At 68.7% G+C, this 13841-nt stretch carries 12 protein-coding genes and 1 other RNA gene; 4 read left to right on the plus strand and 9 right to left on the minus strand.

Annotation, left to right across the window (positions count from 1 at the left end; translation table 11 throughout):
* Positions 1–28: 28 nt before the first annotated feature.
* Positions 29–2236, minus strand: a complete 2208-nt coding sequence (locus tag Pmi06nite_RS32265; protein ID WP_203956949.1) for an acyl-CoA dehydrogenase family protein — start codon at positions 2234–2236, stop codon at positions 29–31.
* A gap of 57 nt (positions 2237–2293) precedes the next feature.
* Entirely contained in the window at positions 2294–3340 is a 1047-nt protein-coding gene (locus Pmi06nite_RS32270; protein WP_203956950.1) for a hypothetical protein, read from the minus strand.
* A gap of 170 nt (positions 3341–3510) precedes the next feature.
* Here Pmi06nite_RS32270 and Pmi06nite_RS32275 point away from each other — a divergent pair, with 170 nt between their 5' ends.
* Together Pmi06nite_RS32275 and Pmi06nite_RS32280 are read left to right on the plus strand one after the other, a co-directional pair.
* Positions 3511–4587 (plus strand): S1C family serine protease, encoded by a 1077-nt coding sequence (locus tag Pmi06nite_RS32275; RefSeq protein ID WP_203956951.1) that lies wholly within the window; start codon positions 3511–3513, stop codon positions 4585–4587.
* Positions 4588–4682: 95 nt separating this feature from the next.
* Positions 4683–5702, plus strand: coding sequence for an adenosine deaminase (locus Pmi06nite_RS32280; protein ID WP_203956952.1), 1020 nt, complete (start codon positions 4683–4685; stop codon positions 5700–5702).
* A gap of 8 nt (positions 5703–5710) precedes the next feature.
* On the opposite strand, the gene Pmi06nite_RS32285 is transcribed toward Pmi06nite_RS32280, so the two are convergent.
* From Pmi06nite_RS32285 to ftsE, 6 genes are all read right to left on the minus strand, one after another.
* Positions 5711–6310: a GntR family transcriptional regulator gene (locus Pmi06nite_RS32285; protein ID WP_239114353.1), complete on the minus strand. Its 600-nt coding sequence runs from the start codon at positions 6308–6310 to the stop codon at positions 5711–5713.
* 169 nt (positions 6311–6479) lie between these two features.
* Positions 6480–6865, minus strand: a transfer-messenger RNA (tmRNA) gene (gene ssrA, locus Pmi06nite_RS32290).
* Between the two features lie 293 nt (positions 6866–7158).
* A complete protein-coding gene (locus Pmi06nite_RS32295; protein ID WP_239114354.1) occupies positions 7159–9063 on the minus strand; it encodes a penicillin-binding transpeptidase domain-containing protein in 1905 nt (634 codons plus the stop codon).
* Between the two features lie 9 nt (positions 9064–9072).
* A complete protein-coding gene (gene smpB, locus Pmi06nite_RS32300) occupies positions 9073–9555 on the minus strand; it encodes an SsrA-binding protein SmpB (protein WP_203956953.1) in 483 nt (160 codons plus the stop codon).
* Positions 9556–9624: 69 nt separating this feature from the next.
* A complete protein-coding gene (ftsX, locus tag Pmi06nite_RS32305) occupies positions 9625–10524 on the minus strand; it encodes a permease-like cell division protein FtsX (protein WP_203956954.1) in 900 nt (299 codons plus the stop codon).
* Positions 10525–10538: 14 nt separating this feature from the next.
* Positions 10539–11228 carry a cell division ATP-binding protein FtsE gene (gene ftsE, locus Pmi06nite_RS32310; RefSeq protein ID WP_203956955.1) on the minus strand — a complete coding sequence of 230 codons (690 nt, stop codon included), beginning with the start codon at positions 11226–11228 and terminating at the stop codon, positions 10539–10541.
* Between the two features lie 175 nt (positions 11229–11403).
* On the opposite strand from ftsE, the gene Pmi06nite_RS32315 reads away from it, so the two are divergent.
* Positions 11404–11592: a hypothetical protein gene (locus Pmi06nite_RS32315; protein WP_203956956.1), complete on the plus strand. Its 189-nt coding sequence runs from the start codon at positions 11404–11406 to the stop codon at positions 11590–11592.
* Positions 11593–11597: 5 nt separating this feature from the next.
* Here the strand turns inward: Pmi06nite_RS32315 and prfB are convergent, their stop codons facing one another.
* A complete protein-coding gene (prfB, locus tag Pmi06nite_RS32320; RefSeq protein ID WP_203956957.1) occupies positions 11598–12707 on the minus strand; it encodes a peptide chain release factor 2 in 1110 nt (369 codons plus the stop codon).
* A gap of 83 nt (positions 12708–12790) precedes the next feature.
* On the opposite strand from prfB, the gene Pmi06nite_RS32325 reads away from it, so the two are divergent.
* Entirely contained in the window at positions 12791–13837 is a 1047-nt protein-coding gene (locus Pmi06nite_RS32325) for a DUF8094 domain-containing protein (RefSeq protein ID WP_203956958.1), read from the plus strand.
* The last annotated feature ends 4 nt before the right edge of the window (positions 13838–13841 follow it).

Raw genomic sequence — 13841 nt, forward strand, 5'->3', positions numbered from 1 at the left:
GGGAAGACCTACCGCGTGACCGCCGAGACTATTTGCCGGGCTCGGGGTCGCGCGGCAGGCCCAGCATGCGTTCGCCGATGATGTTGAGCTGCACCTCGGTCGTTCCGCCGTAGATCGTCATCGCCCGGGTGGCGAGGACGGCGCGGTTCCAGTAGCCCCCGTCACCGAGCTTCCAGTCGGCCGCGACGACCGCCCCGGAGCCGAGCAGGTCCACGGCCGTCTCCGACACGTGCTGCGCGTGTGAGGTGGACAGCAGCTTGCGCACCGACGCGTCGGCGCCGGGCTCCGCGCCCGCGAGTTGCTTGAGCGTCACGCGCAGGGACAGCGCGTTGATCGAGTGCCCCTCGCACACCACGTCGGCCAGTTGCCGCCGCTCCACCGGCGTCAACTCCCGCCCGAGCCTGCCCACCAGACCGACGAGGTCGGGCACCGAGGCGCCGGTCCCGCCCGAACCGGCCGACAGCGACACGCGCTCGTTCGACAGCGTGTTGCGCGCCACCTTCCAGCCTTCGTCGACGTTGCCGACCACGAGGTCGTCGGGCACGAAGACGTCGTCGAGGAATACCTCGTTGAACAGGTTCTCCCCCGTCATCTCGGTCAGCGGCCGGACGGTGACGCCAGGCCCCTTCATGTCGACGAGGAAGTAGGTGATGCCGTCGTGCTTGGGCTTGGAACTGTCCGAGCGGGCGATGCAGATGCCCCATTCGGCCACGTGGGCGACCGACGTCCAGATCTTCTGGCCGTTGAGCTTCCAGCCGCCCTCGACCTTCTCGGCCTTCATCTGCAGCGAGGCCAGGTCGGAGCCCGCGCCCGGCTCGGAGAAGAGCTGGCACCAGATCGTCTCGCCGCTCAGCGTCTTGGGCAGGAACCGCTCCTGCTGCTCCGGCGTGCCGTAGGAGACGAGGGAGGGGACCACCCACGCACCGATGATCATCTGAGGCAGCTTGATCTTGGCCGCCCTGATCTCCTGGTGGATGAGCACCTGCTCCAGCGGCGTCGCCTCGCGGCCCCACGGCCTCGGCAGGTGCGACATGACGAACCCGGCGCCGGCCAGCGCCCGCTTCTGCTCCGCGCCCTCGAGCGCCGCGATCTCGGCCAGTTCGGCGCGGATGGAGGCCCGCTGCGACTCGGACTCCGCGGGCAGGTCGATCTCCATCTCGCGCGTCACACCGTCCAGCGCGAGTGAGGCGACGGTCTCGGCCCACTCCGCCGATGACCCGAGCAGCGCCCGGATCGTGAGCGCCCGCCGGTAGTAGAGGTGCGCCTCGTGCTCGAAGGTGTAGCCGATACCGCCGAAGATCTGGATGGCGTCCTTGGCGCACTGCACCGCCGCGTCGGGAGCCGTCACTCCGGCGATCGCCGCCGCGTAGGCGAGTTCGTCCCCGGTCGCCCTGGTGGCGTCCCAGACGGTCGCCCTCGCCTGCTCCAGCGCGACGAGCATCCGGGAGAGCTTGTGCTTGATGCCCTGGAACTGTCCGATCGGCCGGCCGAACTGCACCCGGACCTTGGCGTAGTCGGCCGCGGCCGCCACGCACCAGGCCGCGACGCCGATCGCGTCCGCGCCGAGGACGATCGCCGCGAGGTTGAGGACATCGGGGCCCTCGAGCCCGTCGAGGACCCTCTCCTCCGGTACGGCCAGTCCCTCGACCTCCACCTTCGCGACACCGCGGGTGAGGTCGAGCGGCTTCACCGGGGTGATCGTCGCCTGGTCGGCGTCGATCGCCACCCACTCCTCGCCGAGGTCCGTCGAGACCGGCAGGACGAGCACGTCGGCGAGAGCCGCGCCGAGGACGGGCTCTGCGGCACCGCTGATCGTCAGCACGCCGCCTTCGCGCACGCCCGTCAGGGAGCCTCCAAGTGCGACCGCGCCCGTCAGCGACCCGTCAGCGAGACCGGGCAGCAGCTTGGCGTGCGCCTTGCCGCTGGACGCGAGGATCGCGGCGCTCGCCAGCACGGTCGGCACCAGCGGCCCGGGGGCCACGCGCTCGGACAGTGCCTCGATCACGACGGCGGCCTCGAGCAGGCCGTAGCCGGAGCCGCCGTGCTCCTCGGGAATGTGCAGTCCGAGCAGACCCTGGTCGGCGAGACCCGACCAGAAGGCCGGCCGTTCCTCGGCGCCCGAGCCATTGAGATCTCCGACGGAACTGCGGACCACCTCGACGGGGATGTTCCGCTCGGCCCATCCCGCCACCGACTCGCGGAGCGCCTCATGCTCCTCGCTCAGCCCGATCGCCATGTGATTCCTCCACCACTAGACCCGTATAGAACCATATTCTAGAAGAAGGTTCGCGGGCTAGATCGGGCGGATGCTCTGCGCGAGAGTATTCAGGTCACGGAGCAGGGCCTTGTCGGTGTCCGGCACGGTCGCGAACAACATGGCCGGCTTCTGCTTGCCGGCTGCTCCCACCACGACCACGATCGCCCGGGACGAGTGCTTCTCGCCGTCGATCAGGTAAGTGATCTTGTAGCCCAGCAGCCAGCCGACGCCGTGTGCCGCCGGCTGCGAGGCGGTCCACACGAGCCTGCTGCCCTCCGGCTGGCGGCGCAGCGTCCACTTGGCCGCCTTCTCGGCGTAGTACCGGTAGTCGGACAGATCGTCGAGCCGCTTCGGCACAGCGCCGGGAAGGGGACTCGAGGCGATCATCGCCTGCGCCGACCCCTCGAGGCCGGACCGCTGCACGAACGAGAACGGCGCCGGGGTGGCCGTCTGCCAGGGCGGGCCGAACTTCGCGTAGCCGATGCCGGATTTCTGGTCGGCGACCGAGGACACCACCGTCGTGGCCTGCCCGGCGAAGGTCGCGAGTTCCATGCTGCTCGTCGGAAGCGTGGGCACCGCCGACGCCGGCGACTTCGGCGTCACACTCGGTTCGGCACTCTCCGACGGGCTGACCTGGGCCTTCGCCTGGTAGAGCCGGTCGACTCCGGCAGGCTCCCTGCGGAAGAAGACGAAGACGAGGAGGCTCACCACCGCCATCGTCACCACGATCGCGATGACCGCGTAGCGGCCCACCGGCTCCTCACCGGCTTCCCCGGCACTGTGGCGGCCGCCTCGGGAGGCGTTGCCGGGGCCGTGCGCGGAACCGCGACCGCCGGGCCCGTCGACGGGGCCGGTCCCGCGACCCCCCGGGGCTGCGGGGTTCCCGCCCGGGCCGGAGAGACGGCGGCCGGCGACCATGCGGTCCTGAGCGGGGCCGGACCTGCGGGAGCCTCTGGGCCGCGCACTCTGGCCGAGCCCGTCGGGCCCCACCCGCGGAATGGGCGTCGTGGGGGCGTCGTAGGAACGGACGAAGCGCTCCCCGGACCTGTCACGTCCGGCCGGGTTCGCACCATCCTCAGCCATGCAGGCAGATTACGACACAAATGATGGCCTTCGCGGGTACTCGCATCACGCTTCAGCCGCGTTCCCGATGGTCCCCGATTCCCCTCGCAATGGAACGGCCCAGGTCACCGCCACGGCGACCCCGGGCGCGTTGCGTGGATACGCGTCGCCGGCATCGATAGACAAGAAGCATGGATTTCTCACGGGGGGCCACCCGCGTCGCGGCGGCGCTGGCGATGGTCGCGATCTCCTCCTGCGGGGGTGTCACCGACAGCCTGGGAACGGCTCCCGCCGCACGGTCGACGACCGCGTCCGTGCCGCCTTCCGGCGCTCCCGAGGCGGTCGCGCTCGAGAGCGCCCTCGAGCAGGTGATCAAGAAGGTCCTCCCGTCCATCGTGCAGATCACCACGGCGCAGGGCCTCGGGTCCGGGATCGTGTACGACACGAAGGGTCACATCGTGACCAACGCCCATGTCGTCGGGACGGCCCGGGAGTTCCAGGTCACCCTCGCGGGCGGTGGCCAGCCGAGGAAGGCCACCCTCGTCAACACCTTCCGCGCCGGCGACCTGGCGATGATCAGGGTCGAGGACGCCCGCGGGCTCACCCCCGCCGCCTTCGGCCGATCGTCGCAACTCCAGGTCGGTCAGATCGTGCTCGCCATGGGCAATCCCCTGGGCTTCTCCGGCAGCGTGACCCAGGGCATCGTGTCCGCCCTCGGCCGCACGGTGTCCGGCCAAGGGCCGCACGGGACGCCCGGGGCGACGATCACCAACGCGATCCAGACGTCGGCCCCCATCAACCCGGGCAACAGTGGCGGGGCGCTCGTCGACCTGTCCGGTCAGGTCATCGGCATCCCGACGCTGTCGGCCGTCGATCCCGAGCAGGGCGCGGCGCCCGGCATCGGCTTCGCCATCCCCAGCGACACGGCCACGGACGTCGCGGGACAGATCATCCGGTACGGCCGGGTCGTCAACAGCCGCCGTGCAGCACTGGGCGTCCGCGTGGGCACGGCCGTCGACACCGAGGGGAACCCGATCGGGGCCGTGGTGGGCGCGGTCACACCGGGCAGCGGCGCGACCAAGGCGGGCATCAAGCCCGGTGACGTGATCGTCAGTATCGGCGGCATCCCCACTCCGACGTCGAACGCCCTCTCCCAGGTGCTCGCCACCCAGAAGCCGGGCAACCGGGTCAAGGTCCAGCTCTTCCATCCCAGCGGCCAGACCACCACGGTCACGGTCGCGCTCAGCGAACTGCCGTCCAGCGGCTAGCGCTACCCGGCAGGAACGGACAAAACTAACAAAATAGTGCGAGAAACGATGATTTAGCTTGGTGGCGGCCGGGATCCCCTTGTTACCGTCATGCCGTGCTCACCCCTGAAACCACCGAGTTCATCGCCGGGCTGCCCAAGGCCGAGCTCCACGTCCACCACGTCGGCGCCGCCTCCCCGCGGATCGTCGCCGAGCTGGCCGCGCGCCACGAAGGGTCGACATCCGTTCCCGCCGACCCCGCGCTGCTGGAGACGTTCTACGACTTCCGCGACTTCGCACACTTCGTCGAGATCTATGTGGCCGTCGTGGACCTCATCAGGGAGCCGGACGACCTGTGGGCCCTGATCCACGGGGTCGGCCGCGACCTGGCCGGTCAGCGGGTGCGCTACGCCGAGCTGACCGTCACGCCCTACACGCACCTGCTGCGCGGCTTCGCGGACGCCGAGTTCTGCGAGATCATCGAGGACGCGCGCCGCCGCGTCGAGGCCGACTTCGGCACGACCCTGCGCTGGTGCTTCGACATCCCCAGCGAGTACGGCGTCGCCGGCGCCGACCGGACCTTGTCCGTCGCCCTCGACCAGCGGCCCGAGGGGCTGGTCTCCTTCGGTCTCGGCGGACCGGAGATCGGCGTGCCGCGTGGCATGTTCGCCTCTCACTTCGCCGCCGCCAGGGCGGCCGGCCTGCACTCCGTGCCGCACGCCGGAGAGAGCACCGGCGCGGAGACGGTCTGGGACGCCATCCGCGACCTGGGCGCCGAGCGGATCGGCCACGGTGTGCACAGCGTGGAGGACCCCGCCCTGCTGGAGCACCTGGCGACCCACGGCATCACGCTGGAGGTCTGCCCGACCTCCAACATCCGCACCCGCGTCGTCCCCACCATGGCCGACCATCCCCTGCCCGAGCTGGTCAAGGCGGGCGTGCCCGTCACGATCAACTCCGACGATCCGCCGATGTTCGGCACGACCCTCAACCAGGAGTACGCGGTCGCCGCCGAGTTGCTCGATCTCGATCGGGACGGGATCGCCGGCCTGGCGCGGTCGGCCGTCCGGGCCTCCTTCCTCGCACCCGAGGGGAAGTCCGCCCTCCTCGCCGAGATCGACGCGTACGCGGGTTAGCGAAGGGATCAGAACTCGTCGGCGCCGGTCACCTGGACGATGGGGAAGACGTGGCGGGACGCGGCGCAGATGGTCTCCAGGACATGGATCGGCACGTCGTCGGCCGAGTAGCCGGCACGCACGATCTGCACGACCCACTCCCCCGGCTCGAGATCCAGGACGGCGGCCTCCACCTCCGTGGGAGGCCGCGCGGTCAACTGCTCCTCGGCCCGGCCGAAGCGGTGCCCCAGTGCCTCGATCCCCGCCTGCAGGCTCGGCCGTACGAAGCCCGGCTCGCAGAGCGGGGTCCCGCCGAAGACGTCCATCCGGAAGTAACTCGTCGCGACCCGGACCGGCACGTCGTCGGCCAGCATCATCTTGCGCCGAGCCAGGATCTCGGCTCCGGGTTCGACGCGCAGGGCCAGGGCGATGTGCTCGGAGGCCGGCTCCGGTCCCACGTACAACATGCGCCGGTCGGCCCGGATGCCCTGCCGCCCGGCCTCGGTCATGAACAGCGACGCCGAGCCGCGCACCGCCGGTTCGGTGGGCAGGGAACGCCGGACGACGACACGCGGTCGGTCCTTTCCCCAGTCGCCGGGAGTCGTCCCGCCTCGCACCCGTTCGTTCACAGCCGCCCGGTCTCCTTCCACCCGTTCACCACCACAGCGACTCTAACCAGCGGCAGGGGGCGGCCTCGCGCGAGGCCATGAGACCCCGGAAACGATCAAAGGGCGGCCGATCCGGCGATGTCGCCGAACCGACCGCCCTCAGGCGATCCGTACGTCCAGAAGGACGTACACGTGGAGGTGGCGGGAATCGAACCCGCGTCCTTCAACACCAAGACAAGGCTTCTCCGGGCGCAGCCTGTTGCGATTTTCTCAGCCCCGGCGATCTCACAGGCGAGTCGCCGACGGGCTCAGTCACTGTTTGTTTTCCCGCTCGACCCCGTGACCGGGTCGGTCGGTTGAGCCTCCTAGCGATGTCAGTTCCGGGCCGGAGGCCCTCCCGGGCTGACAGAGGTCACTCGCTGCTTAGGCGGCGAGAGCCAGGGAACCCTGGCTAGCCTCAGTGCGCATGTTATTGGCACTTATTGGTTTGCGGTCACAGTGTTAACGAGGTTATGTCCGCAGTCCTCGGCCCGCTTCCCTTGACTTGCAATGCCGAAGTCGAAACCGGTCACCCCCTGTTGAGTTGTCAATCCCCAGCTCAAGGAGCCAGGAATGGAACCCTACATTCTCAACGTTCGCGGCGCGAACCGAATTCCAGCCGGTACGGCGAAGCCCCCGGGAACGCGGCATAGCACGCGCCCCCGGGGGCCGACCGGCAGGGTCGAGCCGGTCCGGACGGAAGGGCTCCCCCCGAGATGGAGCCCTGATCTCATCACGGTGACCGGGACCGCAACCCCCCAAGCGGTGCCCAGTCACCTAGAAAGACGCAACGAGCACCCTCGATGGTTGCTTCTGAGGCGGAAGTTTTTTCAGGTCTGTGAATTGATCTGCGCGTTGCTCTGCATCTGCAGGTAGCGGAAGAAGTCCCCGGCGATGCCGGCGGACGTCGTCGCGTCGGCGCTGTGGGAGAGCACGGCCACGGCCACGTCGCCCTGCCAGCCGACGAACCACGACAGGTTGGTGCGCTTCTTCTTCACCACCTGGGTCACCTCGGACGCCACACCATGCACAGCTTCACCTCGGGCCGCGGCGCCGCGGGCCGTGCCACGCGTGACGCCCACCCGCATCAGGGCGCGCAGCGTCGCGACCCTGGCGGGGTCGAGCACCTGCGGCGCCGGCGGGACCGTCGGGGGCGCCTCGGCCGAGGCGTCCGGCGTGGAGGGTGAGGTGACGAGTACGGGGGGCCGCCAGGTGCCGGAGTCGACCGCCGCGGCGACCAGCGCCATCGACAGGGGGCTCACCCGGACGCTCTGGCCGGCGATCATCTTGGCCACGGCGGCATCGGTCGCCGCCTCCGGAATGGACCCGGTGAAGGTCTTGAGCGGGAGGCCCCAGTCTCCGCCGATGCCGAACTTCGACGCGCTCTCGGCGATCGCGGCCCCGTCGACCCGCCTGGCCAGGGAGGCCAGCGCGGTCACACACCCCTGGGCGAAGTCTCCCGAGAAGGTGGGGGTCTCGGCTCCGAGCAGTCCGGGCTGGGTGAACCGCGCGCCGCCGACCGTTCGGTCAGCGCTGCAGGGCAGCCGTTGCGACGGTTTGAGGCCGCCCTTGAGGAGCGCGTCGGAGGCGACGATGGAGAACGCCGTTCCTGGCGGATACTTCCCCGCGAGGGCGTCCTTCTCCTGGTTGAGCTGGTTCGTGGACACCGCGAGGACCTCGCCCGTGGTCGCGTTGACGGCGACGAGCGCGGCCGGCCTGGAGCCGGCCACTGCGCCGTCGCCGGCGTGCTGGACACGGCTGTCGATCGTGGTCCTGACGGAGTCGTTCTTCCGCCCGGGCCAGGCCTTGAGCTCCTTGACCTGCTTTGACGTGGCGCTGTCCAGGATGACGACGCGGGTCTCCGTCGAACCGGTCAGCTGGTCCTGATAGGCCTTCTGGAGCCCGTCCCTGCCCACGGTGTCGCCCGCCCGCTGCGGCCCGCCGAGCTGCTGCTCGGCCTCCGGCGTGATCGCCGCGACGCGCCCCACTATCTGGACGGGCGACTTCGGGGCGACCGGCGGGTGGTCCACCTGCATGTCGAGGTCCTTGATCGCCGCCAGCTTGGCCTGGATGCTGGCGTACTTGGTGCCGCCGAAGGTGGCGAGCGGTACGAATTCCTGCGGCGGCGAGGAGAGGATCCGGCTCAGCAGGCGGTCCTGGGCGAAGCCGGTGACCTTCGAGAGCTGGTCGCACAGCCGGCCCGGGTCCTTGACCTTCGCGGGGTAGACCCCGGCCACGTAGAGCTTCGTCTCCTCCTGCAGCGGGTTGCCCTGGTTGTCGAGGACGGGCTTACGGCCTTCGGGCACCGTCGCCACGGCGAGGCGCTGCCCCGCGTGGAGATCCGGATGGATGATGCTCGGCGACCAGCGGACCTTCCATTCGCCACCCACCAGGTGCATCGGCAGAGCGCCGTCGTACTCCCACAGGGGGTTGTTCTCCCCCAGGTCGACCTGGGCGCGGAACTCGGCCTTGGCGTCGTCGCCGGTGCGCTGGATGCCGGTCAACGAGAACCGGATCGAGGCGGCGTCGAGCTGAACCTCGAAGTTCTGCAGGGCGCTCCGCACGGTCGCCGGATCGCCGTCGACCCGCTTCGCGGCGTCGACGTAGTCGCCCGTCTGCCATCCGACCAGGAAACCCCGGACGGCCTCGTGCGGTGACGGCTCCTCGAAACATCCGGTGAGCATCGGCGCCACCAGGCCGATCGCCAGCGCGGCGCGCAGGACTCTCGCGTGCACGGACACGGCCTAGCGGCCCCCTCGGCGACGGACCGCGGTGGACATGGCGCGGGCCATGTCCCGGTTCGCCTGCTTCTCCATCAGGGTCTGCCGCTTGTCGTAGTCCTTCTTACCCCGGGCGACGCCGATCTCGATCTTGGCCTTCCCGTCCTTGAAGTACATCGCGAGCGGGATCAGGGTCAGGCCACGTTCCTTGAGCGTTGCGCTGATCTTGCTGATCTCCTTGCCGTGAAGCAGCAGCTTGCGCGTGCGTCGTGAGGCATGGTTGGTCCACGTGCCCTGGCTGTACTCCGGGATGTACACGTTGATCAGCCACGCCTCGCCGTTCTCCACCGAGGCGTAGCCGTCGGTGAGGTTGGCCTTGCCCGCGCGGAGCGATTTCACCTCGGTGCCGGTCAGGACCAGACCGGCCTCGTAGGTGTCCTCGATGAAGTACTCGTGCCGGGCACGCTTGTTCTGGGCGATCAGTTTTCGCCCGATCTCACGTGGCATACAGGGAGCCTACCGTTGACGCGGGGGGCGGAAACGACGTGCGCGTACGCTCGGGAGACCGCCCACCGGTCACACGCGCAGGTAGCGACGGAGCGTGACGAACGAGGCGAGCACACAGATCACCACGCCGACGGCCATGGTGAACGTGATCACACCCGCGACCGTGTTCCATCCGAGAGGGATGGCCATATAGGTCTGGATGCCCTCGAACAACAAGATCTTGGTGACGATCAGCAGGACCGCGGCGAACACGCCGCCGATGAGGCCCGCGATCACACCCTCCATCACGAACGGCAACTGGATGTAGATGTTCGAGGCGCCGACCAGCCGCATGATGCCGGTCTCCCGGCGTCGGTTGTACGCCGACAACCGGACCGTGTTGCCGATCAGCAGTGTCGCCGCGAACACCATCAGGATCGCCACACCCAGGGCCATGTTCCTCAGCTTGCCCAGGAACCCGAAGTAGGTGTCGAGGATCTCGCGCTGGTTGACGATGTTGGACACGCCCGCCTGTCCCGTGATGCTCTCGGTGACGGCGGTGGCGTTGTTGGGGTCCTTGAGCTTGACGCGGAAGGACTCCGGCAGGTCGTCGGGCTGAACGACCGACAGCAGCAGGCTGTTGCCCTGCTGTGCCTGGAAGTTCTTGTACGCCTGCGCCTGGTCCTCGAAGTCGACCCGCTCGACCTCGGGCATGCCCCCGATCGTCTGCTTCAGGGCCGCCTTCTGCTCGTCGGTGAGCGGGGGCTTGTTCTTGCAGGACGGGAAGACGTCGTCCTTCTTGCACAAGAAGACCGACAGCTCGACCTTGTCGGTCCAGTAGCTGGTCATGGACGAGACCTGAGAGTTGATCATCAGTCCGATGCCGAGCAGTGCCATGCCGACCGCGACGGTCACGATGACGGCGATCGTCATCGTGAGGTTACGGCGAAGGCCGATCCAGACCTCGGAGAAGATGAAGTTGGCCCGCATGCTCCCAGTTACTCCTAATACGCCTGACCGTAGACGCCACGCGACTGGTCACGGACGATCTTTCCGTCCTCCAGCTCGACCACGCGCTTGCGCATGGAGTCGACGATGGCGGCATCGTGTGTGGCCATGAGGACGGTGGTGCCGGTCCTGTTGATGCGGTCGAGCACCTTCATGATGCCGATGCTCGTCGCGGGGTCGATGTTTCCAGTGGGCTCGTCCGCCAGAAGGATCATGGGCCGGTTGACGAAGGCGCGCGCCATGGCGACACGCTGCTGCTCGCCGCCGGAGAGCTCATCAGGCATGCGATGCGCCTTGCCCTCCAGCCCGACCAGTTCGATGACCTCCGGCACCACCTTGCGGATGAACCGCCGCGGCTTGCCGATGACCTCCAGCGCGAACGCCACGTTCTCGTAGACGTTCTTGTTGGGCAGCAACCGGAAGTCCTGGAAGACACATCCGATGCGGCGCCGCAGGTGGGGAACCTTGAAGTTGGACAGCCGGGAGAGGTCCTTGCCGGCGACATGGATCGCCCCGGAGTTGGGCCGCTCCTCCTTGAGGACCAGGCGAAGGAAGGTGGACTTCCCTGATCCGGAGGGACCGACCAGGAACACGAACTCGCCTTTGTCGACGTCCACGCTCACGTGGTCGAGGGCAGGCCGGTTTTGGTTCGTGTAGACCTTGGTGACATTATCGAAATGGATCACAGGCGCATCACGGCAAGCCAGTCTAGGGGGCGGGGACATCCAGCGCGGAGGGCGACCGTAAGTTTCGATCGACGTTCCGGTTGGCCGTACCTCAGTGTAGGGGTAACACTGGCATGGAACGTCCATAACGGAAACAAAACGATTAGGCCTTGGGTCATGGGATGGTAAGGGTGCTATGAGCTGCGAACATCTGATCTGCGCGGCCTGCGCGGGCCCTGTGGTAGAGGGCCGGTGCCCTGTCTGCCGCGAAGGACGCGCCAAACTTCACCATCACGGGTTCATGGGGCTTTCGCCCGTGCTCATCGCACTGGCCATACTGCTCGCCGTCGCTCTGCTGGCCCTGTCCCACATCAGCGGGTACTAGACCGCTCAGTGCGCCTCCTGGCGGCGCATCCACCGGATCTCGCCCTCGATGAACTCGTCGAGGTCGCCGTCCAGGACGGCGGTCGGGTTCCCCGCCTCGACCCCGGAGCGCAGGTCCTTGACGATCTGGTAGGGGTGCAGCACGTAGTTGCGGATCTGAGTGCCCCAGGACGTGGTGGACTCGCCGCGCAGCTCGTTCATCGCGGCCGCCTCCTCCTGGCGTTTGCGCTCCAGCAGCTTCGCGGACAGAACGGTCATCGCGGAGGCCCTGTTCTGCAACTGGGACCGCTCGTTCTGGCAGGACACCACGATGCCGGTCGGCAGGTGGGTGATCCGGACGGCGGAGTCGGTGGTGTTCACGCCCTGGCCGCCGGGCCCTGACGACCGGTAGACGTCGATGCGCAGGTCGTCTTCGTTGATGTCGATGTGGTCGGTCTGTTCCACGACCGGGACCACGTCCACGCCGGCGAAGGAGGTCTGGCGGCGGCCCTGGTTGTCGAACGGACTGATCCGGACCAGACGGTGGGTCCCGTGCTCACCCCGGAGCGTGCCGTACGCGTAGGGCGTCTTGATCACGAATGTGGCCGACTTGATGCCGGCCTCCTCGGCGTAGGAGGTGTCGTAGACCTCGGTCGAGTATCCGTGGCGCTCGGCCCACCGCAGGTACATGCGCAGGAGCATCTGCGCCCAGTCGGCCGCGTCGACGCCGCCCGCCTGGGAGTTGATCGTGACGAGCGCCTCCCGCGAGTCGTACTCGCCCGCCAGCAGGGTACGCACCTCGAGCGCGCCGACGTCGGACTTGAGCGAGCCCAGTTCCTTCTCCGCCTCCGCGAGCGCGTCCTCGTCGCCCTCCTCGGCCGCCAGTTCGAACAGGATCGGCAGATCCTCCAGGCGGCGGGCCAGGCCCTCGACGCGATTGATCTCGCTCTGCAGATGGGACAGCTTGCTGGTCACCTTCTGCGCCTGATCGGGGTCGTTCCACAGATCAGGCGCGGCAGCCTGCGCCTCCAGGTCGGCGACCTGCTTGCGCAGGGCATCGAGGTCGAGCACGTCCTGGATGCCCCGAAGGGTGCCGGTAAGCTCGCTGATCTCTTCGGCTGGATCGATGACTGCCACGTCTCCAAAGGGTACGCGAACGGGAGACCCTGTCGGGTCTCGCACCTCGGCTAGCATGTGGATCCTTGTACTAGGAGGCAGGCGTGAACGGGGTCGTCCGGAGTGCGCTCGTCGTGGCGCTCCTCGCCGGTACGGCTGCGGCCTGCAGCGGCCCGGCGCCGGCCGCGCCGTCCGCGAGCCCTGCCGCCGCCACGTCGAGCGCTCCCGTGCCGAGTCCCAGCCACAGCCCCGAGCCTCAGGCCGTGACGGTCCCGGAGGCCGAGAAGGCGTTCAGCGGGTTCCTCGCCACCGACGAGGTCCTCAGGGCGGCGGGCGCGGACAGATGGACGCTCTCGCTCGCCCGTGACGGCCAGCGCCCCATCTCCGCGGCCCAGGTTCACTCCTACGGCGCCAAGCCGCCCCATTACACCTGGGCGCATCCCGCCGTCTTCGTGCCCCGGCAGAGCGCCGGAGCGGGCCTCCAGTGGTTCGCCGCGACGGCCGAGCGCCGGAACTCGACGGGCGACGTCCGCACGGCCGTGTTCGCCTTCACCCGGCCCAACGCGGCCTCCCGCTGGCAGAACAGCTTCGAGTCCCTGGTCTACCCCGGCGACCAGCCGCCGAAGATCTCCGTGGACGCTGAGGGCTATGCGACGTCACTCGCCTCCCGTGACCAGAGCGTCGCGATCAGTCCCAACCTGATGGGCCCCCTGCACGCCACGGTCGCCGAGGAGGGACAGGACGGTTACGCCTCGGGCCTCATCGCGCCGGGCCCGCAGACGACCGGATTCTCCGCCGTGATCAAGGCCGACAAGCAGAAGGCGTTGAAGAACGGCCTGAACTACAACTCCCTCTTCGCGATAGCGGCGACCTACCCGAGCTTCGCCCTGCGCACGGGCGACGGAGGCGCGCTGATGTTCTACACGCTGATCCGCACCTCCACGTGGACGCCGGAACTCGAGTTCGCCAAGGGGCGCCCGGTGCCCATCCCCCCGGCGGCCCGGTGGACGCTGCAGAACCCGGCCATCTGGGACGAGAGGCGGATCGAGGAGACGCAGCAGTACGTGAGCGCGGTGCCGCCCAAGACGTCCACCGCGCCCGCTCGTGTCATCGCCTACGACAGCTTCGTCACCAGGGCCTCCGCCACCTGATCTC

Source organism: Planotetraspora mira (assembly GCF_016863275.1).
Classification (GTDB): Bacteria; Actinomycetota; Actinomycetes; order Streptosporangiales; family Streptosporangiaceae; genus Planotetraspora; species Planotetraspora mira.

Bases quoted from the DNA above. Each gene is read 5' to 3' on its own strand.
- ftsX (WP_203956954.1), bottom strand. From the start codon at position 10,524: ATGCGGGCCAACTTCATCTTCTCCGAGGTCTGGATCGGCCTTCGCCGT.
- Pmi06nite_RS32275 (WP_203956951.1), top strand. From the start codon at position 3,511: ATGGATTTCTCACGGGGGGCCACCCGCGTCGCGGCGGCGCTGGCGATG.
- smpB (WP_203956953.1), bottom strand. From the start codon at position 9,555: ATGCCACGTGAGATCGGGCGAAAACTGATCGCCCAGAACAAGCGTGCC.
- Pmi06nite_RS32270 (WP_203956950.1), bottom strand. From the start codon at position 3,340: ATGGCTGAGGATGGTGCGAACCCGGCCGGACGTGACAGGTCCGGGGAG.
- Pmi06nite_RS32265 (WP_203956949.1), bottom strand. From the start codon at position 2,236: ATGGCGATCGGGCTGAGCGAGGAGCATGAGGCGCTCCGCGAGTCGGTG.
- Pmi06nite_RS32315 (WP_203956956.1), top strand. From the start codon at position 11,404: ATGAGCTGCGAACATCTGATCTGCGCGGCCTGCGCGGGCCCTGTGGTA.